This is a genomic window from Kocuria rosea subsp. polaris (genome assembly GCF_001483755.1).
In the GTDB taxonomy this organism is placed as follows: domain Bacteria; phylum Actinomycetota; class Actinomycetes; order Actinomycetales; family Micrococcaceae; genus Kocuria; species Kocuria cellulosilytica.
This window is the reverse complement of the sequence record NZ_LQBK01000033.1, coordinates 216,007-234,098: the sequence shown is the minus strand read 5'-3', so window position 1 is coordinate 234,098 and position 18,092 is coordinate 216,007. Positions and strand designations below refer to the sequence as shown.

The following is an 18,092-nucleotide window of genomic DNA, read 5'->3' as shown; positions in this document are numbered from 1 at the left end:
CGGCGGAGGCTCAGCCGACCTCGAGCTCGGTGACGCTCCAGCCCCGCCCCAGGCGCTCCACGCGCATGGCCACGGCCCGGCTGCGCCGCGGCTCGACCAGCACGAGGGCCACCTCGTAGACCCCGCGGTCCACCCGGCAGACCCGGCACCTGCGCACGTGCGGATTGCGGTGCAGCTCCTGCAGCGCGGCCTTGTCCTCGAACTGCTCCTGCAGCAGCCGGAGCATGTCGGCGCGCTGCTGGAAGCGCTGCACGATCTCCGGGGTGGTCCAGCGGCTCAGCTGCGCCGCCGGTCGGCTCCCGCCCAGCACCTCCACGGCCGCCTGGCCGATGGACCGGGCCAGTGCCGTGACCCGGCCCAATTCGTCCGCGGTGTCGTGGCCCAGCACGCGGGTGGCGCCCCACGTGTAGCCGCCCGGGGCCGTGGGCGGAGCCGGCCGTGCCCGGCGGGCCGGCGGGCCGGCTGCCGTGCGTCCGGGCGCGGGCACGACCGGCCGGGCCATCGGATCGGAACCGGCGGCGGGTGCGTTCATGGCGGGCCTCCTGGGAGCGGTGCTGTCGTCCTGCGGTGCTGTGGTCCTGCGGTGCTGTGGTGCTGTGTTCCTGGGGTGCTGTGGTCCTGCAACGTGTCAGGGTTCGGGCGGTCCCGCTCCGGGCCGGGACGGGGCGCGGGCGGGTCAGGGTCCTCCGGGGCCGGGCACCAGGAGCCGCTGGCCGGGCAGGAGCCGGTGCGGCCCGTCCACGAGCACGTGCCGGTTCAGCGCGTACCAGCGGGGCCACGCGCGGGCGATCTGCTCGTCGGTGGCCTCCGGCCCCAGCTGGGCGGCCGTGAGGGACCACAGCGTGTCCCCGCGCAGGACCGTGACGGCGCCGTCCACCGTGCGCTCCGCCGCCACGGGCCGGCGACCGCAGGGCTCCGGTGCCGCCGGGGGAGCGGGAACGGTCTCCGCCTCGGCGCCGGCGTCGGGGCCGGACGCGGGTCCGGGTGCCGGGGCGGGGGCCGGCGTGCCCGGGGCCTCCTGGGCGGCTGCCCCGGCGTCCCAGAACGGGGAGGGCGTGTCGTCGGCGAGCGCGCCCGGGGCCGCGAGCAGCTGCAGGCCCAGGGCGGCGGCCGCCGCACGGCGCAGCAGGGCGGGGGAGCACCGCCGGCAGACCCCGGCGAGGCGTTCCCAGCGGCGGCGGCCGGCCAGCACCGCGAGCACCGCGAGCGCGGCGGCGAGGGTCCAGGCCACCACCACGGCGCAGCCGAGCGCGGCCGCCGCCAGCCCGATCAGCGCCTCGGTGTCCGGGCCTCCGGAAGGACGGCCGGCGCCGCGGGTCAGGGCCGCGCCGCAGGCCGCGGTGGCCAGGCCCAGGACGGGGATCGCGAGCACCGACCACAGCGGAGCGGCGGTGGTGCGTGCGGGTCGTGGCGTGCCGGCCATGGCGTCCCCCGATGACAGCTACTTGGTGGCATTTGATGCTGTTTGATGCCGTTTGATGTCTTGAGGCATTGGTAGCACCAGGGGGCGGCCGGTGTAAAGGTCTGCGTCCGGCGCGGTGGACACGGCGTTCCTTGACCGGTCCGGGGCGGGCACCTAGGTTGAGGCCCTGCGCGGCCGGACGGACCGGACGCCGGAAGGGGGCGCTGCCGTGCGCTGGGAGCAGCTGTTCGCGGACATGGAGTCGCAGCTGGCCTCCGCGCACCAGCTGGGACTGGAGGAGGAGGCCGCCGAGCAGGCCCGCGCGGAGTACTCCCGGGTGCGCCTGGCGGACCGGCTGCGGCTGCGGCAGGGCGAGCCCGTCCGGGCCCTGCTCGCGGGGGCCGTGCCCGTCGAGGGCCGGGTGGGCACGGTGGGCGCCGGATGGGTCGCGCTCGAGGACCGGGGGACCCAGCACCTCGTGCCGCTGGGCGCCGCCCTGTGGTGGGAGTCCCTCGGCCGGGGGTGGACGCCCGGTGCGGACACGGTGGCGCTGCGGCTCGGCCTGGGGCACGCGCTGCGCGCCCTGGCGCGGGCCCGGACCGGGGTGCGGGTGCGGCTCTCCGGCGGAGGGCCGCTCGGCGAGCTCGAGGGAACGGTCGACCGGGTGGGCTCGGACTTCTTCGACCTGGCCCTGCACCCCGACGACGACTACCGGAGGCGGAGCAGCGTGACCGCGCTGCGCGCCGTCCCGTTCCCCGCCCTGGTCTGCGTCTCCTCGCTCAGCGCGCGGTGAGGCCGCCGCGGGAGTCCTCCCGGCGGATCAGTCGGCTGCGCCCGAGCGCACCGCCTCGGCCGTGCGCTCGTACCCCCGCGCGATGTACTCCTCCAGCTTGGCGGTCTCGACACGCCACTGGCCGCGTCCGCCCACCTGGATGGCGGGCAGCTCTCCGCTGCGCACGAGAGCCCTCGCCTGCGCGGCCGAGATGTTGAGGATCTCGGCGACGTCCGCCAAGGTCAGGAAGCGCTGCTGCGCCATCTCCCGCCTCCTTGCTCGTGGTTGCTCTCCCGTTCCAGTCTGCCACCGAACGGGCGGGACGGCCGCCCGTCCACATGCGGGGGACCACGACGGGGGCCGGCCGCGGGACCGGCCGGCCCCGATCCTGTCCCCAGTTGTGCACCGGACCGTTCCCGCGGCCCCACGCGCGCGGGCACAATGTGGGCGACGAGCGCGGTCCCCACGGCCGTGCCGAGCATCGAGAGAGGCGGTCGCCGATGAGCGGCACGGTCAGGGGCACGGACGCCCCGTCGGCCCGGTTCCGGAGACCGACCTGGCGGGACCCCCGGCTGCTCACCGGGCTGCTGCTCGTGCTGCTCTCCGTCGCCGGGGTGACCGCCGTGGTCTCCGCCACGAACCGGACGGACCCCTACCTCGCGGCGGCCGCGGACATCGAGGTCGGCCAGGAGGTGACCGGGGAGGACGTCGTGGCCGTGGACGTCCGGCTGCAGGACGCGGCGGACCTGTACGTCCCGGCGGACGACGCCCCGGGCCCGGGCACCGTCGCCACGCAGCGGATCCCGGCGGGCCAGCTGCTGCCCGGCACCGCCCTGGGCACCGCGGACCGGCTGGACCGCAAGCCGGTCGCCGTGCCGGTGGAGCACCCGCTGCCCCAGGACGCCGGGGCGGGCACGCGCGTGGACGTCTGGGTCGCCGCGCAGAAGCCCTCGGGCCGCGGCCACGAACCGGCCCGCCTGCTGCTGCCCGCCGCCGAGATCGCCGGGGTGCAGGCGGAGGAGACCGCCCTCGGCGCGGGCCGCGGCACCGTGGTGCACGTGCTGGTGGAGGAGGACCCGATGGAGGAGCTCGTGGACGCGCTCGGCAACGACGCCCGGGTCACGCTCGTGTGGAACCCCGCGGGCGGCCGGTGATGGTCCTGCCGGTCATGGCCCTCGGGGTCTCGACGTGGCCTCTCGTCGACGGGATCGAACGGCTGCACGGGCCGGTCACGGTGGTGCGCCGCTGCCTCGACCTCACGGAGCTGCTGGCCGCGGCACGCGCCGGGCTCGGCCGGGCCGCGCTCGTCGCGGAGGGCGCCGAGGACCTCACGGCGAGCCTGCTGGAGCAGATCCGGCTCGGCGGCGCGGCGCTGCTCGTGCTGGAGGGCCACGACCACCGCCGCCTCGCCGGCCTGGGCGCCGTGGTCGTCCCGGAGCACACGGACCCGGAGGACGCCGCACGCCTCGTCGAGGAGGCCGTCGCGGCCGCGGCGGGCGCGCCGAGCGCCGTCGGCTACGCCGACGTGGTCGCGCCGGACCGCGCGGCGGACGCGGACCCGCGGACCGGGGCGGACTCCGGCGACGAGGTGCCGTCCGGCCCCCGGGGCGGGGGTCGGATCGTGGCGGTGTGGGGGCCCACCGGAGCGCCGGGACGGACCACGGTGGCCGTCAACCTCGCCGCCGAGCTGGCTCTCCTCGGGCAGGACACGGCGCTCGTGGACGCGGACACCTACGGCCCGTCCGTGGCCGCGGCGCTCGGGATGCTGGACGAGGCCGCGGGCCTGGCCCAGGCGTGCCGCCTGGCCGACCAGGGGCGGCTCGACGGCGCGGCCCTGCGCCGGACGGCCGCCGACGTGGCCGTCGCCGGGCGCACCGTCCGGGTGCTCACGGGCCTGACCCGCCAGGACCGCTGGCCGGAGCTGCGCTCGAGCGCCGTCGCGGCGGTGCTCGAGCGCTCGGCCCAGGAGTTCGGGACCACGGTGGTGGACTGCGGCTTTGCGCTCGAGGCCGACGAGGAGCTCACGGTCGACACCATGGCTCCTCGCCGGCACGCCGCGGCCCTCACGGTCCTGGAGCGCGCGGACGTGGTGGTCGCGGTGGGCGCCGCGGACACCATCGGCGTGCCGCGGCTGGTCAAGGGCCTGCCGGACGTCGCCGCGGCCGCGCCCGGGGCCCGCCTCGTCGTCGTCGTCAACAAGCTGCGCCGCTCGGCGGCGGGACGCTCCCCCGAGCTGGGGATCCGCGAGGCCTGGGCGCGCTTCGGCTCCGGGCCGGCGCTCGAGCAGTTCGTGCCGTGGGACCCGGAGACCCTCGACGAGGCGCTGCTGGCGGGGGCCGTCCTGGCGGAGACCTCTGCGGGGTCGTCCGCGCGCGCCGCGTTCCGCACGCTGGCCGGCCGGGTGCTCGCCGGCGCCGGGGCGCCGGAGGCGGACGGGAGTCCGCCCGTGCACGGTACTAGGCTGGGCGGCAGGATCGGGGCCTGGCTGCGGCGCTGATCGCGGGGGCGCCGTCCGGGCCTCCCCAGCTGCGACCACGGGAGGCGATGTGGCGTTCACGGAACCGCTCAGGGACACCCAGGACTTCGGCCCCGGGGACTACGAGTGGCTACACCTGCTCGTGGGCGACTGGCAGCTCATCTCCGACCTCGCCTTCGGCGACCTCGTCCTCAGCTTCCCGGCCGACTACATCCCGGCCGCGGGCAGCGGCAACGGCCGCGGGATGCCCGCTCCCGGCAGCCCGTTCCGGGTGCTCGCCCACGTGCGGCCCTCGACGGGCCCCACGGTCTTCCACCAGGACCTGGTCGGCGAGCTGCTGCCCGACGAGCTGAGCGGGCCCCTGCGGGCCGCCTGGGTGGGCCGGCGGATCGAGCGGGTGCGCCCTGCCGGGGACGGGACGGGCGTGCCCGAGCCGATCCGGGTCGTGCCGCTGGTGCGCAAGGGGCGCACGCTCGCCCTGCTGAGCCTGCACGCAGGCCGGGCCGGGGGGCCGGTGGCCTCACGGCAGGAGGTCGTCTACCGCGAGACCGCGGACGCGCTGCTGCGGATGGCCAACGAGGGCCTCTGGCCGGACTTCTCCGCCCCGACGGGATCCCGACGGGGCGCGCCCCGGGTGGGCGACGGGGCGATCCGACTCGACGCCGAGGACCGCGTGACCTACGTCTCGCCCAATGCGGAGTCGGCGCTGCGCCGGCTGGGGGTCGACGGCGAGCTGCTCGGGGAGCGGCTCATGGACCTCGTGCCCCCCGTGCTGGTCCCGGGGGCGGATGCGGACGAGACCCTGGCCCCCGTGCTCAGCGGACGGACGGCGTGGCGCACCGAGGTGGAGGGCGCCCGCGTGAGCGTGAACTTCCGCTCCGTCCCGCTGCGGGACCGCTCCGGCCGGCTCGGGGCGGTGCTGCTCTGCCGGGACGTCACCGAGCTGCGCCGCCGGGACCTGGAGCTCGTGTCGAAGGACGCGACCGTCCGGGAGATCCACCACCGCGTCAAGAACAACCTGCAGACGGTCTCCGCGCTGCTGCGGCTGCAGGCCCGGCGGATGACGACGGACGAGGCGCGGCACGGGCTCGAACAGGCCATGCGCCGCGTCGCGACCATCGCGATGGTGCACGAGACGCTCTCGCAGGGGTTCACGCAGAACGTGGACTTCGACGAGCTCGTCGCCCGGCAGTTCCGGCTCGCCGCGGAGGTGGCGTCCCCCGAGCAGACGGTGCACACCCGGATGATCGGAGAGTTCGGCGAGCTGCCGACCCGCCTGGCCACCCCGCTGGCGCTCGTGATCAACGAGCTCGTCACCAACGCCGTGGAGCACGGTCTCGCCGACCGGACCGGCACGGTGACCCTGGAGGTGTGCCGCGTGCAGGACGAGGACGGCGCCGGTCAGCTGCTGGAGGTCGTGGTGAGCGACGACGGCGCCGGGATGGGCGGCGTCGTCATCGAGGAGTCCGGGGCCGGCGCCCTCCGCAGGGCGGGCAGCGGCGAGGGACTGGGGATGCAGATCGTGCGCACCCTAGTGGCGGGCGAGCTGGGGGGCTGGATCCGCTGGGTCCCCCGGCAGGGCGGGGGCACCGAGGTCACGGTGTGCGCCCGGCTCGACGACTAGGCAGGTCCGGGAAGCGGCGAGGACCGGGACCCCGCGGGGTTCCCGGTCCTCGGTGCGGACGGAGCGCTCAGGAGGCGCGGCGGGCGCGCGCGGCGCGGCGCTTGAGGGCGCGGCGCTCGTCCTCGCTCATCCCGCCCCAGACGCCGGCGTCCTGGCCGGACTCGAGGGCCCACTGGAGACACGTGTCCATCACCGGGCAGCTGCGGCACACGGCCTTGGCCTCCTCGATCTGGAGGAGAGCAGGTCCGGTGTTGCCCACGGGGAAGAACAGCTCGGGATCCTTCTCCAGGCATGCTGCGCGGCTACGCCAATCCATGGTCAGCGATCGCTCCTTTCAAGGGCGGGTCCCGTCGGCGCAGGGCAGAACGATCCTGCGGCAGCGGCGTCCGGGACAAGAGAAAAGGCCCATTCGCACGGGCCTTGTGAAGAACTGACGTCCACTTTCCCACGCCGGAGGGGTGCGGACAAGGGTTTGCGGGCCGCGTCACACGTCGTTCGGTGAGTCGTTGCTCACAGCGCGCCCCGCACGGACGGCCCCGGGGCCCGGCCGGCGCCCCGCCCCGGCGGCCGGCGGACTAGGGTGGCGGGGGAGCGCCGCCGCCCGCGCCCGCCGCACCGCCGGAAGGAGAACCCCATGCCCGCCCCCTCCCAGGCGGCCCGGCCGCCCGCGGTCGCCGTCCTGACCGGCGTGGTCCTGCTCGAGGCCCTGGTCCTCGCGGGGGCCGGGCTGCGCCTCGTCTGGACGCTCCTGTTCGGGGACCCCCTCACCACGGGCGGGACGGTGTTCCTCACGGCGGTGTTCCTCGGGGGCGCCTTCTGGCTGCTGCGCGTCGGCCGGGGCCTCTGGCGCGGCTTCCGGTGGCCCCGCGCAGCAGCGCTCGTGGTCCAGCTCTTCCTCCTGGTGCTCGCCTACCCCCTGCTCCGGTCGGGGCAGTGGGGACCCGGGCTCGCGACGGCCGCCCCGGCCGTCGTCGTGCTCGTCCTGCTCTTCCGCCCGGACGTGCTCGCGTGGACGAGCCGCACCGTCCGGTAGCGGGCCCGCCGGATCCGTCCGCCGCCGCCCGGTGGCGCGCCCGGCCGGGACCGCCGGCCGGGACCAGTACAGTTGAACCGCCCGCGCCCGTCGACGTCGTGCCCGGCCCCGTCCCCTCCCGTCGAGCAGCTCCGAACAGGTGGTCCCGTGACTCCCCGTCGCATCGTCATCGTCAGCCGCATCTTCGCCCCCGAGCCCGCCGCCGCGTCCTTCCGGCTGCGGGCCCTGGCCCGAGGGCTGACCGAGGCCGGCGCCCAGGTCACGGTCCTCACCACGCGCCCGCCCGCCGGGTCCGTGATCGAGCCGGAGCCCTACCCGGTGCGCCGGTGGCCCGTGCTGCGCGACCGGTTCGACTACGTGCGCGGCATCGTCCAGTACCTCAGCTTCGACGTCCCCGTCCTCTTCCGGCTGCTCGCCACCCGCGCCGACCTCGTGGTCAGCGAGCCGCCGCCCACCACGGGCATGGCCGTGCTCGTGTCCTCGTTCCTGCGGGGCCGGCCCTACGTCTGGTACGCCCCCGACATCTGGACCACCGCCGCCGAGAAGATGGACGTCGCCGCCCCGGTGAAGCGAGCCATGCGCGTCATGGAGACCCTCGCGGCGCGCCGGGCCGCCGGCGTGCTCACCGTCTCCGAGGCCATGGGCCGTGAGCTGCAGTCCGTCACCGGCGTGGCCTGGGAGAAGGTGCTCGTGGCGGAGAACGGCATCGACACCGACGTCTTCCGCCCCGACGGGCCCGTGGCCGAGCCCGGCGCGCCCTACTTCGTCTACGCCGGGTCGATGTCCGAGTGGCAGGGCGCCGACGTGTTCGTCCGCGCCATGCCGCGGGTCCTCGAGGCCCACCCCGGCGCCCGGCTGCGCTTCTTCGGGCGCGGCTCCGACATCGACCGGGTGCAGGAGATCGCCGAGCGGCTCGCGCCGGGGAGCGTGCTCTTCGAGGGGCTGCGCCCCGCGGCCGAGACCGCGCAGTGGACGCGGGGCGCCGTCGCCGCCCTGGGCGCGGTGCTCCCGGGCATCGGCTACGACTTCACCAAGCCCACCAAGATCTACGCCGCCGCGGCGTGCGGGACGCCGGTCGTCTACGCGGGCGCGGGGGTCGCCGCCGAGCTCGTCGAGGACAACGGTCTGGGCGCGGCCGTCGACCACGACGCCGACGCGGTGGCCGAGGCCATGATCGCCGCCCTCGACCGCCGGCTCGACCCGGAGCGGGCCGAGGAGAACGACCGGGAGCGCCGCCGGCGCGCCGCGTGGGCGGCCGAGAACGCGTCCCTGGCGGCCTCCGGCCGCGTCGCCGCCGAGTGGCTGCTCCGGGGCTTCCCGGACTGATCAGGTACTTTGGTACGCAGCGCACGCCCGGCGCGCTCGTGCCGCCCCCCCCACCGGCCGGACGCCGTCCGGGCCCACCAGGACACCAACCTCAGGAGTTTGCCCGTGAACGCAGATCTCGTCGTCGTAGGCTCCGGCCTGTTCGGCCTGACCGTGGCCGAGAGGGCCGCCAACGAGCTGGGCCTCGACGTGGCCATCATCGACCGGCGGTCCCACATCGGGGGCAACGCCTACACGGAGAACGAGCCGCAGACCGGGATCGAGGTGCACCGCTACGGCGCCCACCTGTTCCACACCTCCAACGAGCGGGTCTGGGACTACGTGAACCGGTTCACCGACTTCACGGACTACGTGCACCGCGTGTACACGAGGCACCACGACGAGGTCTTCCCGATGCCGATCAACCTCGGCACCATCAACCAGTTCTTCCGCGCGGCGTACTCGCCCGCCGAGGCGCGGGCGCTGATCCAGGAGCAGGCGGGGGAGCTCGCCGGGACGGACCCGCAGAACCTCAACGACAAGGGCATCCAGCTCATCGGCCGGCCGCTCTACGAGGCGTTCATCAAGCACTACACGGGCAAGCAGTGGCAGACGGACCCCAAGGACCTGCCGGCCTCGATCATCAACCGGCTCCCCGTCCGCTACACCTACGACAACCGGTACTTCAACGACAAGTACGAGGGCCTGCCCGTGGACGGCTACACGGCGTGGCTCGAGCGCATGGCGGACCACCCCAGGATCGACGTCCGGCTGGACACCGACTTCTTCGACGACGGCCACGACTACTCCCGGTCCGCCGTCTCCGGGCAGGTCCCGGTCGTCTACACCGGGCCCGTGGACCGCTACTTCGACTACGCCGAGGGCGACCTCTCGTGGCGGACCATCGACCTCGAGCAGGAGGTCCTGCCGATCGAGGACTTCCAGGGCGCCCCGGTGATCAACTACCCGGATCCCGACGTCGCCTTCACCCGGATCCTGGAGTTCCGCCACTTCTACCCGCAGCGCGACTACACCACGGACGCCACGGTGATCATGCGCGAGTTCTCCCGGTTCGCGGAGAAGGGCGACGAGCCGTACTACCCGGTCAACACCGCGGTGGACCGCGAGAAGCTGCTGAAGTACCGCGATCTCGCCCGCGGCGAGGACAACGTCCTCTTCGGCGGCCGTCTCGGCACCTACAAGTACCTGGACATGCACATGGCCATCGGGGCCGCGCTGTCCATGGTCGACAACAAGCTCAAGCCCCACTTCACCGGCGGGGCCACCATCGAGAGCGGGGGAGTGGACGCGTGACCGCGACGACCCAGGACATCGACCGGACCGACACCGGGGGCACCGCCCACCGGGTGCTGCAGGAGCTCGTCTTCCCGACGGGCGAGCGCTTCTCCACCCAGCCGCTCTACCTGGACTCCCGGGCCGACACGGGCACCGCCGTCCAGCAGGAGGACACGAAGGAGCAGCGGCCCCAGATCGTGGTCAACGTGGCCTCCGACGCCGCCGCCGGCAACGGCGTGGCGATCCTCGGGCGCTCGTCCGTGCGCGTGCCGGCCCGCACCACGGTGTCCTTCGCCACCTACTTCAACGCGTTCCCGGCCAGCTACTGGCGGCACAACACCCACCTGCGGGAGGTCGTGCTGCGGGTGCGCACCACCGGGCGCGGCACGGTGAACGTGCACAGCTCCAACGCGCGCGGCGAGTCCGTGCCCGTGTCGGTGCACGAGGTCTCCGGCGCCGACCGGCTGACCGAGGTCGTGCTGCCCCTCAAGGCCTTCGCCGACGGCGGGTGGTACTGGTTCGACGCCGCCGCGGGGGACCAGGAGCTCGAGGTTCAGGGCGCGCAGTGGCTGGGCGACGGCACGGGCACCGCGGAGGGCTCCGTGACCCTCCAGATCACCACCATGAACAAGCCCTCCTACTGCCTCACCAACGCCCGTCTGCTCGACGAGCAGCGGGACAGCCTGCCACAGGTCGCCCAGGTCGTGATCGTGGACCAGGGCAACCAGAAGGTCGTCGACGAGCCCGGCTTCGACGAGGTCCGGGCGCGCTTCGGCGACCGCCTGCGGGTCATCGACCAGGGCAACCTGGGCGGCGCCGGCGGCTTCGCCCGCGGCATGTACGAGGCCGTGCGCGCCGACAGCACCTACGTGCTGCTCATGGACGACGACGTCGAGATCGAGCCGGAGGCCGTGCGCCGGATCAGCGTGTTCGCCGACTTCTGCAAGCGGCCCACCCTGGTCGGCGGGCACATGATCGACCTGCTCAACCCGACGAAGATCCACAACTTCGGCGAGGCCATGGACCCGTACAGCTTCCAGTACGGCCCCGCGGGGGAGGGCGTGGAGATCGGCCACGACTTCCGGCACAGCAACCTGCGGAGCACGGCCTGGATGCACCGCCGCATCGAGGTGGACTACAACGCCTGGTGGATGTGCTTGATCCCCACCCAGGTGGTGCGCGAGATCGGCCTGGCGCTGCCCGTCTTCATCAAGTGGGACGACGTCGAGTACGGCATCCGCGCCAAGGCGGCCGGCTACCGGACCGTGTCCCTGCCCGGCGTGGCCGTGTGGCACCTGGCCTGGGCGGACAAGGACGACACCATCAGCTGGCAGGCGTACTTTCACAAGCGCAACCAGCTCGTGGCCGCGCTGCTGCACTCCCCGTTCGACCGCGGCGGCGAGGTGCTCGGCCGCAACGGGATCAAGGACCTGCGGCACCTGCTGTCGATGCAGTACTTCGCGGAGGAGGCCCGGGTCCTGGCCCTGCGGGACGTCCTGGACGGGCCCGAGACCCTGCACGAGCTGCTGCCCCAGCGCATCCGCGACGTGCGCCGGATGATGACCCAGCACTCGGACGCCGTCTACCAGCCGGACCTCGACGCGTACCCGGCCGTGGCCTCGGCCAAGCCGCTGCGCACGCGGCGGCTCTCCGCCCCGCACGGGCTGAAGGTCCTCACCTCGGCGACGACGGCCGTGGTGCGCCACCTCGCCGTGCGCCCGCAGGAGCAGGCCGAGGAGCACCCGCAGGTGCACCTGCCCTACCAGGACGCACGGTGGTGGCGGCTCGCCCGCTACGACAGCGCCCTGGTCTCCGCCTCGGACGGCACCGGCTACACCTGGTACAAGCGCTCGCCCCGCGAGGCCCGCGCCCTGATGGCGGAGTCGCTGCGGCTGCACGCCCAGCTGGCCCTGCGCTGGCCGGAGCTCTCCCGCCGCTACCGCGCCGCCCTGCAGGAGGTCACCTCCATGGAGGCCTGGGAGGCGACCTTCCGCGAGCACTCGGAGATCGGCGCCTGATGCCGGCGGCCACGGTCGTCCGGCGGCCGTCCCCCGGGACGGGGCTGCCGGCGGTGTTCCGGCAGCGCTACCTGCTGAAGCTGCTGGTCGACAAGGAGCTGCAGATCCGCTACCGGGGCACCGTCCTCGGCCTGCTGTGGTCCTACGTCAAGCCGGGGATCCAGTTCGTGGTCTTCTACGTGGCCCTGGGCATCTTCCTGGGCCTGGAGCGGGGGATGGAGAACTACGCCGTGTACCTGTTTTCCGGGATCATCCTGATCAACTTCTTCTCGGAGTCCTTCGGCAACGCGGCGCGCTCGATCGTGGCCAACGCGAGCCTCATCAAGAAGATCTACCTGCCCCGGCAGATGTTCCCGGTCGCGTCCGTGTGGGTCGCCGCGGTGCACCTGATGCCCCAGCTGGTGGTCATGCTCGTCGCGGCCCTGATCGTCGGCTGGTCGCCCACGTGGATCTCCCTGCTGGCCGTGCCCGCGGCGCTGCTGATCGTGGGCCTGCTGGGGGCCGGGCTGGGCATGCTCTTCGGCGCGGCCAACGTGTTCTTCCGCGACGCCGAGAACTTCGTGGACCTGATCGTCATGGTCAGCACGTGGTCCGCCCCGGTGCTCTACGCCTGGACGATGGTCCGCGACGTGCTGGGCCCGGTGTGGTTCGCCGGGTTCATGCTCAACCCGCTGACCGTGGCCGTGGAGCTCTCGCACGCGGCGTTCTGGCTGCCGACCACCACCCCCGGCGCCCACGAGGTGCCGCCCCACCTGTTCTCCCTCTGGACGCCGGTGGCCCTGCTCGTGGTCACGGTGATCATGGTCCTGGGCGACCTGATGTTCCGCCGCCTCGAGGGCCGATTCGCGCAGGAGCTGTGACGATGAGCACCGATCCCACCGCGCCCGCGCCCGCCGTGGTCGCCCGGCACCTGGCCAAGGAGTTCTCCCTGCGCCACGCCCGCTCCCTCAAGGAGACGGTGATGTGGCTCGCACGGGGACGGCGCCAGGACATCTCCAACCGGTTCCGCGCCCTGGAGGACCTCAGCCTCAGCATCCGGCCGGGGGAGAGCGTGGCGCTCGTGGGGCTCAACGGCTCCGGGAAGTCCACGTTCCTCAAGCTGGTCTCCGGCGTGATGAGCCCCGACGGGGGATCGCTGGAGGTCAACGGGCGGGTGGCCGGGCTGATCGAGGTCGGCGCCGGCTTCCACCCCGACCTCACCGGCCGCGACAACGTCTACCTCAACGGCGCGATCCTCGGCATGAGCAAGGAGGACATCGACCGGAAGTTCGACCGGATCGTGGCGTTCTCCGAGATCGAGCAGTTCATCGACACCGAGGTGAAGTTCTACTCCTCCGGCATGTACCTGCGCCTGGCCTTCGCCGTGGCGGTGTTCACCGACCCGGACATCTTCATCATCGACGAGATCCTCTCCGTGGGGGACGAGCCCTTCCAGCGCAAGAGCCTGGGCCGGGTCAAGGAGCTCTCGGCGGAGGGCAAGACGCTGCTGGTCGTCAGCCACGACTTCGACGTGGTCCGCAAGGTCTGCGACCGCGGGGTGTGGATCGAGCACGGCCGGGTGCGCAGCGACGGGCCCATCGACGAGGTGATCGAGCAGTTCCGCGCCGCGGAGAACGCCGGCTGACGCCTCCCGCCCGCACGGACGACGGGCCGCCCCGCTCCTGCCGGAGCCGGGCGGCCCGTCGTCGTCCGTCACCGGAGCGGAGCCCGCGGCGGAATCGGCGCCCGCCGCGGGTGCGGTGCCTGCCGCGGAAGCAGTGCCCGCCGCGGGACCGGTGCCCGCCGCGGGAGCGGGGCGCGCCGGCAGACCGGGGACCGCGCGGGCGTTCAGGGGCCGTCGCAGCCGACGACCTCGTAGAGCGCCGCCTCGCCCTCCTGCCCGACCAGCGCGAGACCGGGCGCGGCCTGCGGGTCGACGGCGTTGATGCCCGAGTAGTCGCGGGCCTGCCGGGCCTCCGGGATGATGAACTGCGTGCCGAAGTCGAGGACCCACTGCACGTCCAGCTCCTCCGCGGCCGCGCAGGCCGGGCTGCCCGGGACGGCGCCCCCGATCCCCGACGCGATCGCGTGCAGGTCCGGGTCCAGCGCCCGCAGCTCGGTGCCGGGCTGCTCGACGTGGTACTGCGTCACGGACCGGTCCGCGACCGCGTAGGCCAGGGAGCCGCCGTTCCACGGGTTCACGGCGATGACGTCCCCCGGCTCGGTGAGCTCGTCCAGCTCCTGCAGCAGCTCGTACTCGTCCCGGTCCACGATGCTCTCCGGGCCCTCCCACGCGTAGTACTGCTTGCCCCACCGGGTCGCCTGGGTGAGGGAATCGACCTGGGAGTACGGCACCGCGAGAGCCAGCAGCACGAGCGCCGCGACGGGAAGGGCGGCGCGGCCGGCCCGGGGCCGGCCGGTGAACGAGGCCAGGGCCCGGAGCCCGGCGGCCAGGCCCTCGGCCACGTGGGCGGTGCCGAGGGCGATGAGCGGCACGGCCGTCAGCGGGAGCGTGGCGGCGAGCCGGTACGAGTCGGTGTACCACCCGCCCACGAGCCACTGCCGGGCCGGGCTCTCCTCGCCGGCGGCGGCCACGGCGTAGAGGTAGACGAGGACCAGGTGGGCGAGCACCAGCCAGCGCAGCCTCCGCCGGGCGACGGCCGCGTAGATCCCCGCGCCGGTGAGCAGCACGAGCACCCAGGGCACGTCCTCCCGGCCGTTGGCGCCGAAGAGCAGGGCCTCGCCGACGGCCCGGGCCAGGGTGGTGGACGGCTCCCACACGAACGACGTGGTCAGCACGTTCCACAGCAGCAGCCACGCGGCGACCGCGAGCGCGGCGACCACCACGAGCACGAGCGCGGGACCGCGGCGCCGGGCGCCGGCGGCGGCCCGCAGGCCGAGCCACCACGCCGTGGCCGCCACGGGCACCGCGACCACGAGCAGGGCCAGGAACGCGTTGGGCTGGGAGACGAAGAGCGCGCCCAGGGTGACCACGAGGCTCGCGGCCAGGCGCACCCGGCCGGCCGCGTCCGGGGTGGCCTCCGTCCGGTCCGCGGTCACCCCGGGGCCGAGCAGCCGCACGAGCAGGCCGAGGGACACGGGGGCGATGGCCAGGGCGAGGATGTTGGGGAAGAGCGGTCCCCAGGCCATCAGGCCCAGCGGGAAGACGCTGAAGCCGGCGGCGGCCGTGCCGGCGAGGACGGCCGCCACCGCCGACGGGCCGACGAGGCAGCGGGCCAGGAAGATGCACGAGGCCGGCCAGACGAGACCCGCCACCGCGAGCAGGGTCAGGTTGTGGGCCACGAGGACGCTGTCGCCGGTGAGGGGCACCACGAGGGACGCCAGCTGGTGCCACGCCGCGGGGTACAGGGCGATCGCGCTGTCCGGGCTCACCATCCGGTTCAGCGTCAGGGTCGAGCCGCTGCCGGTCTCCACGACGTAGCGGATGGCGTTGAGGTGGAAGATGTTGTCCCAGCGCTGGGCCATCGCCTCCGGGACGCCGATCACGGACGTCAGCCGGCGCAGCAGCAGGACCGCACCGACCGCCAGCCCGGCGGCCGCGCCGGCCGGGAACAGCCAGCGGCGCCCGCCGTCGTCGTGCGAGACCCGGCCGCCCGGCTCCGTGCCGGCGGCGTGCGAGGCGGGCACGTGCCCGCCCCGGGGGACCAGCCGCCCCACCAGCCAGGCCAGCGCCGCCAGCACCAGGGCGGCCAGCACCTGGGACAGGGCCCCGTAGGGGACGCCCACCAGGTCCAGGACCACGCCCGTGAGCCCGACGACGGCGACGCTGAACGCCGGTGCCGTCAGCAGGATCCTGCCCCCGCGCTGCCCGAAGGCCCACAGCAGGGCGAGCCCGGGCAGCCACAGGAACGCCAGCAGGACCAGGAACGCCGGCAGGTAGGGTCCCCAGTCCGTCAGCACGTCGGTCCTGCGGGGCTCGGCCTGGCAGCGGGCACGGTCTTGTCCTCACGACGGGGGGGAAAGGGTCGGGACGATCATAGCGGCCGGCCCCGGCCCGCCTCCGCCCTGACCGGCGCGTCCGGCCCGCTGTGCGAGAATGTCCGGGTGAGTCGTTCGTGGATCGTCATGCCCGTGTACAACGAGGCGGCCGTCGTGGGAGAGGTGCTGAAGGAGCTCCGCAGGACCTTCCCGCACGTCGTCTGCGTCGACGACGGATCCTCCGACGACTCCGCCCGGATCTGCGCCGAGGCCGGCGCCGTCGTCGTCCAGCACCCCATCAACCTGGGGCAGGGCGCGGCGCTGCAGACCGGGTTCGAGTACGCCCTGCAGGACCCCGGGATGGACTGCGTGGTCACGTTCGACTCCGACGGCCAGCACCGCGTGGTCGACGCGTGGGACATGGTCGAGCGGATCCGCTCGGGCGAGGCCGAGGTGGTGCTCGGCTCCCGCTTCCTCGACCGGCGCACCCGGATCTCCCCGCTCAAGCGGGTCGTGCTGCGCACCGCGGCGTTCTTCTCGAAGCTGTCCACGGGCATGGACCTCTCCGACGCCCACAACGGACTGCGCGCCATCGACCGGGGCACCCTGTCCCGGATCCGGCTGACCCAGAACCGGATGGCGCACGCCTCCGAGATCGTCAACCAGCTCGCCGACATCCGGCCCGCCTGGGTCGAGCACCCCGTCGAGATCATCTACACGGACTACTCGAAGTCCAAGGGGCAGTCGCTGCTCAACGGCGTGAACATCCTCGCCGAGCTGTTCGTCAAGTAGCCCGCACCCGTCCGCCACCAGTTCGCACGATCGAAGGGAAGAGCCGTCCGATGATCTATGCCGTCCAGATCCTGCTGGTCCTGGCCGTGGGCTACGGCGCGCTCGCCCTGATCCGCGGCGGGGCCAACGCCAAGCACCAGGCGATCCGCCGGGTGGTGGGTCTCGCCTTCTTCGTCTTCGCGGCGCTGTCCATCTTCTTCCCCGACCTGCTGACGGGCGTCGCCCAGTTCTTCGGGATCGGGCGCGGCACGGACCTCGTCCTGTACGGCTTCGTGGTGATCTTCATGATCACCCAGGCCACCTCCGCGCTGCGCAACCGGCAGCAGGAGGTCAACGTGACCCGGCTGGCCCGGCACATCGCCGTGACCGAGGCCGAGCGGCCGTGGGCGCCGGCCCCGGAGCACGCCCAGCGCGCCTCGGTGCGGACCTTCGCGGAGACCTCCCCGGCGGAGCGTCCCGCCGGCTGAGCGCTCCCGGCGCGGCTCAGGACTCCCGGAGCACCCGGGACAGCAGGTCCGGCCGGTCCGTCATCACGCCGTCCACGCCCCACGCCAGCAGCCGGCGCATGTCGTCCTCCCGGTCGATCGTCCACACGTCCACGCGCAGACCCGCCTGCTGGGCGGCCCGCAGCAGCCCGGGCGTCAGCACGCGCAGGCCCAGCAGCGTGTCGGGCGGCTGCAGGCCCTGGAACGGGAGGGCGGGAAGCCCGTGCCGGCCCAGCAGGCACAGCAGCCGGAAGACCGCGAACTCCGTGACGGCGGCCGCCGTGGGGACCGCCCCGCCCGAGACCTGCCGGAAGCGGCGGATCGAGGCCGTGCGGTTCGTCGCGACGAGCGTGCGCCCCTGGGCGCCCGCCGCCCGGATGGTCCGCCAGACGATCTCCTCGGCGCCGGGACGGTTGCCCTTGAGCTCGATCGCCACCCGGTGCTCGGGGAACTCCTCGTAGACCTCCGCGAGCGTGGGCACGTGCACCCCGCGCCCCCACCACGGGAAGGTCGTGCCGTCGGGGGTGAACTCGTGCCCGGCGTCCAGGCGCCGCAGCTGCGCGGTGGACAGCAGCGCGACGGCACCGGTCCCGTCCGTCGTGCGGTCCACCGTGAGGTCGTGCATCAGCACGGCCGTGCCGTCGGCGGAGGCCTGCACGTCGAGCTCCAGCACCACGTCCCCGAGGGCCGCGGCCGCCCGGAACGCCTCGAGGGTGTTCTCCGGTGCCACCTCGGCGCCGCCCCGGTGGGCGAAGGCGGTCGGCCAGTCCCGGGGCGCGGGAGCCGCCGGACCCGGGGACGGGGCCGCCAGGTGCCGGCCCAGGGCCGCGCCGACCCCGCTGGTGAGCAGGTTGCCGGTGAACGGGACGGCCGCGCGCAGCAGCGCCCGCGCCCGGACGGCGACGTCGGGGCGGGTGCCGTCCTGCTGGGGGGTCAGATGGGTCACGGCGGTCCTCGCGATCGGCGGCGGT

The 18,092-nt window shown here is 74.3% G+C and carries 18 protein-coding genes; 12 read left to right on the top strand and 6 right to left on the bottom strand.

Features of this window, described 5'->3' with window-relative positions:
* Positions 1 to 10: 10 nt before the first annotated feature.
* Both AVL61_RS13250 and AVL61_RS13245 read right to left on the bottom strand, forming a co-directional pair.
* On the bottom strand, positions 11 to 532 hold the full coding sequence (locus AVL61_RS13250; protein ID WP_157571433.1) for an Rv3235 family protein: 522 nt from the start codon (positions 530 to 532) through the stop codon (positions 11 to 13).
* Positions 533 to 676: 144 nt separating this feature from the next.
* On the bottom strand, positions 677 to 1,423 hold the full coding sequence (locus AVL61_RS13245) for a LysM peptidoglycan-binding domain-containing protein (RefSeq protein WP_058874784.1): 747 nt from the start codon (positions 1,421 to 1,423) through the stop codon (positions 677 to 679).
* A 208-nt stretch (positions 1,424 to 1,631) separates the two neighbouring features.
* Between AVL61_RS13245 and AVL61_RS13240 the strand changes: the two genes are divergently transcribed.
* Complete coding sequence (locus AVL61_RS13240) at positions 1,632 to 2,195, top strand: hypothetical protein (RefSeq protein WP_058874783.1); 564 nt, start codon at positions 1,632 to 1,634, stop codon at positions 2,193 to 2,195.
* A 27-nt stretch (positions 2,196 to 2,222) separates the two neighbouring features.
* Here AVL61_RS13240 and AVL61_RS13235 read toward each other — a convergent pair whose 3' ends face one another.
* A complete protein-coding gene (locus AVL61_RS13235; RefSeq protein ID WP_058874782.1) occupies positions 2,223 to 2,438 on the bottom strand; it encodes a helix-turn-helix domain-containing protein in 216 nt (71 codons plus the stop codon).
* A 236-nt stretch (positions 2,439 to 2,674) separates the two neighbouring features.
* On the opposite strand from AVL61_RS13235, the gene AVL61_RS13230 reads away from it, so the two are divergent.
* Genes AVL61_RS13230 through AVL61_RS13220 form a run of 3 tightly spaced genes read left to right on the top strand, consistent with a single transcriptional unit; the run spans position 2,675 to position 6,274 of the window.
* Positions 2,675 to 3,328 (top strand): SAF domain-containing protein, encoded by a 654-nt coding sequence (locus AVL61_RS13230; protein ID WP_058874781.1) that lies wholly within the window; start codon positions 2,675 to 2,677, stop codon positions 3,326 to 3,328.
* A complete protein-coding gene (locus AVL61_RS13225; protein WP_082697161.1) occupies positions 3,328 to 4,671 on the top strand; it encodes a CpaE/TadZ family protein in 1,344 nt (447 codons plus the stop codon). Before AVL61_RS13230 ends, AVL61_RS13225 begins: the two co-directional genes overlap by 1 nt.
* Positions 4,672 to 4,720: 49 nt before the next feature.
* On the top strand, positions 4,721 to 6,274 hold the full coding sequence (locus AVL61_RS13220) for a sensor histidine kinase (RefSeq protein ID WP_058874779.1): 1,554 nt from the start codon (positions 4,721 to 4,723) through the stop codon (positions 6,272 to 6,274).
* Positions 6,275 to 6,341: 67 nt separating this feature from the next.
* Here the strand turns inward: AVL61_RS13220 and AVL61_RS13215 are convergent, their stop codons facing one another.
* Positions 6,342 to 6,590 carry a WhiB family transcriptional regulator gene (locus tag AVL61_RS13215; RefSeq protein ID WP_017833636.1) on the bottom strand — a complete coding sequence of 83 codons (249 nt, stop codon included), beginning with the start codon at positions 6,588 to 6,590 and terminating at the stop codon, positions 6,342 to 6,344.
* Positions 6,591 to 6,908: 318 nt separating this feature from the next.
* On the opposite strand from AVL61_RS13215, the gene AVL61_RS13210 reads away from it, so the two are divergent.
* From AVL61_RS13210 to AVL61_RS13185, 6 genes are all read left to right on the top strand, one after another.
* Positions 6,909 to 7,307 (top strand): hypothetical protein, encoded by a 399-nt coding sequence (locus tag AVL61_RS13210; protein WP_058874778.1) that lies wholly within the window; start codon positions 6,909 to 6,911, stop codon positions 7,305 to 7,307.
* 147 nt (positions 7,308 to 7,454) lie between these two features.
* Complete coding sequence (locus AVL61_RS13205; RefSeq protein WP_058874777.1) at positions 7,455 to 8,633, top strand: glycosyltransferase family 4 protein; 1,179 nt, start codon at positions 7,455 to 7,457, stop codon at positions 8,631 to 8,633.
* A 105-nt stretch (positions 8,634 to 8,738) separates the two neighbouring features.
* The gene (gene glf / locus AVL61_RS13200) at positions 8,739 to 9,926 is read left to right on the top strand and encodes a UDP-galactopyranose mutase (protein WP_058874776.1); all 1,188 of its coding nucleotides are present in this window, start codon (positions 8,739 to 8,741) and stop codon (positions 9,924 to 9,926) included.
* The gene (locus AVL61_RS13195) at positions 9,923 to 11,926 is read left to right on the top strand and encodes a glycosyltransferase (protein WP_058874775.1); all 2,004 of its coding nucleotides are present in this window, start codon (positions 9,923 to 9,925) and stop codon (positions 11,924 to 11,926) included. Before glf ends, AVL61_RS13195 begins: the two co-directional genes overlap by 4 nt.
* Positions 11,926 to 12,786, top strand: a complete 861-nt coding sequence (locus tag AVL61_RS13190; RefSeq protein ID WP_058874774.1) for an ABC transporter permease — start codon at positions 11,926 to 11,928, stop codon at positions 12,784 to 12,786. Before AVL61_RS13195 ends, AVL61_RS13190 begins: the two co-directional genes overlap by 1 nt.
* Positions 12,787 to 12,788: 2 nt before the next feature.
* The gene (locus AVL61_RS13185) at positions 12,789 to 13,550 is read left to right on the top strand and encodes an ABC transporter ATP-binding protein (protein WP_058874773.1); all 762 of its coding nucleotides are present in this window, start codon (positions 12,789 to 12,791) and stop codon (positions 13,548 to 13,550) included.
* A 203-nt stretch (positions 13,551 to 13,753) separates the two neighbouring features.
* Here the strand turns inward: AVL61_RS13185 and AVL61_RS13180 are convergent, their stop codons facing one another.
* On the bottom strand, positions 13,754 to 15,826 hold the full coding sequence (locus AVL61_RS13180) for a DUF6541 family protein (protein ID WP_058874772.1): 2,073 nt from the start codon (positions 15,824 to 15,826) through the stop codon (positions 13,754 to 13,756).
* Between the two features lie 144 nt (positions 15,827 to 15,970).
* On the opposite strand from AVL61_RS13180, the gene AVL61_RS13175 reads away from it, so the two are divergent.
* Together AVL61_RS13175 and AVL61_RS13170 are read left to right on the top strand one after the other, a co-directional pair.
* A complete protein-coding gene (locus tag AVL61_RS13175; protein ID WP_231738411.1) occupies positions 15,971 to 16,636 on the top strand; it encodes a glycosyltransferase family 2 protein in 666 nt (221 codons plus the stop codon).
* A gap of 50 nt (positions 16,637 to 16,686) precedes the next feature.
* Positions 16,687 to 17,103, top strand: a complete 417-nt coding sequence (locus AVL61_RS13170; RefSeq protein ID WP_058874770.1) for a DUF2304 domain-containing protein — start codon at positions 16,687 to 16,689, stop codon at positions 17,101 to 17,103.
* 16 nt (positions 17,104 to 17,119) lie between these two features.
* Here AVL61_RS13170 and AVL61_RS13165 read toward each other — a convergent pair whose 3' ends face one another.
* Positions 17,120 to 18,067 (bottom strand): glycerophosphodiester phosphodiesterase family protein, encoded by a 948-nt coding sequence (locus AVL61_RS13165; protein WP_082697149.1) that lies wholly within the window; start codon positions 18,065 to 18,067, stop codon positions 17,120 to 17,122.
* Positions 18,068 to 18,092: the final 25 nt, after the last annotated feature.

Coding starts and splice junctions, on each gene's coding strand:
- AVL61_RS13250 (WP_157571433.1), bottom strand. CDS start 532: ATGAACGCACCCGCCGCCGGTTCCGATCCGATGGCCCGGCCGGTCGTG.
- AVL61_RS13245 (WP_058874784.1), bottom strand. CDS start 1,423: ATGGCCGGCACGCCACGACCCGCACGCACCACCGCCGCTCCGCTGTGG.
- AVL61_RS13235 (WP_058874782.1), bottom strand. CDS start 2,438: ATGGCGCAGCAGCGCTTCCTGACCTTGGCGGACGTCGCCGAGATCCTC.
- AVL61_RS13230 (WP_058874781.1), top strand. CDS start 2,675: ATGAGCGGCACGGTCAGGGGCACGGACGCCCCGTCGGCCCGGTTCCGG.
- AVL61_RS13225 (WP_082697161.1), top strand. CDS start 3,328: ATGGTCCTGCCGGTCATGGCCCTCGGGGTCTCGACGTGGCCTCTCGTC.
- AVL61_RS13215 (WP_017833636.1), bottom strand. CDS start 6,590: ATGGATTGGCGTAGCCGCGCAGCATGCCTGGAGAAGGATCCCGAGCTG.
- AVL61_RS13210 (WP_058874778.1), top strand. CDS start 6,909: ATGCCCGCCCCCTCCCAGGCGGCCCGGCCGCCCGCGGTCGCCGTCCTG.
- AVL61_RS13190 (WP_058874774.1), top strand. CDS start 11,926: ATGCCGGCGGCCACGGTCGTCCGGCGGCCGTCCCCCGGGACGGGGCTG.
- AVL61_RS13185 (WP_058874773.1), top strand. CDS start 12,789: ATGAGCACCGATCCCACCGCGCCCGCGCCCGCCGTGGTCGCCCGGCAC.
- AVL61_RS13170 (WP_058874770.1), top strand. CDS start 16,687: ATGATCTATGCCGTCCAGATCCTGCTGGTCCTGGCCGTGGGCTACGGC.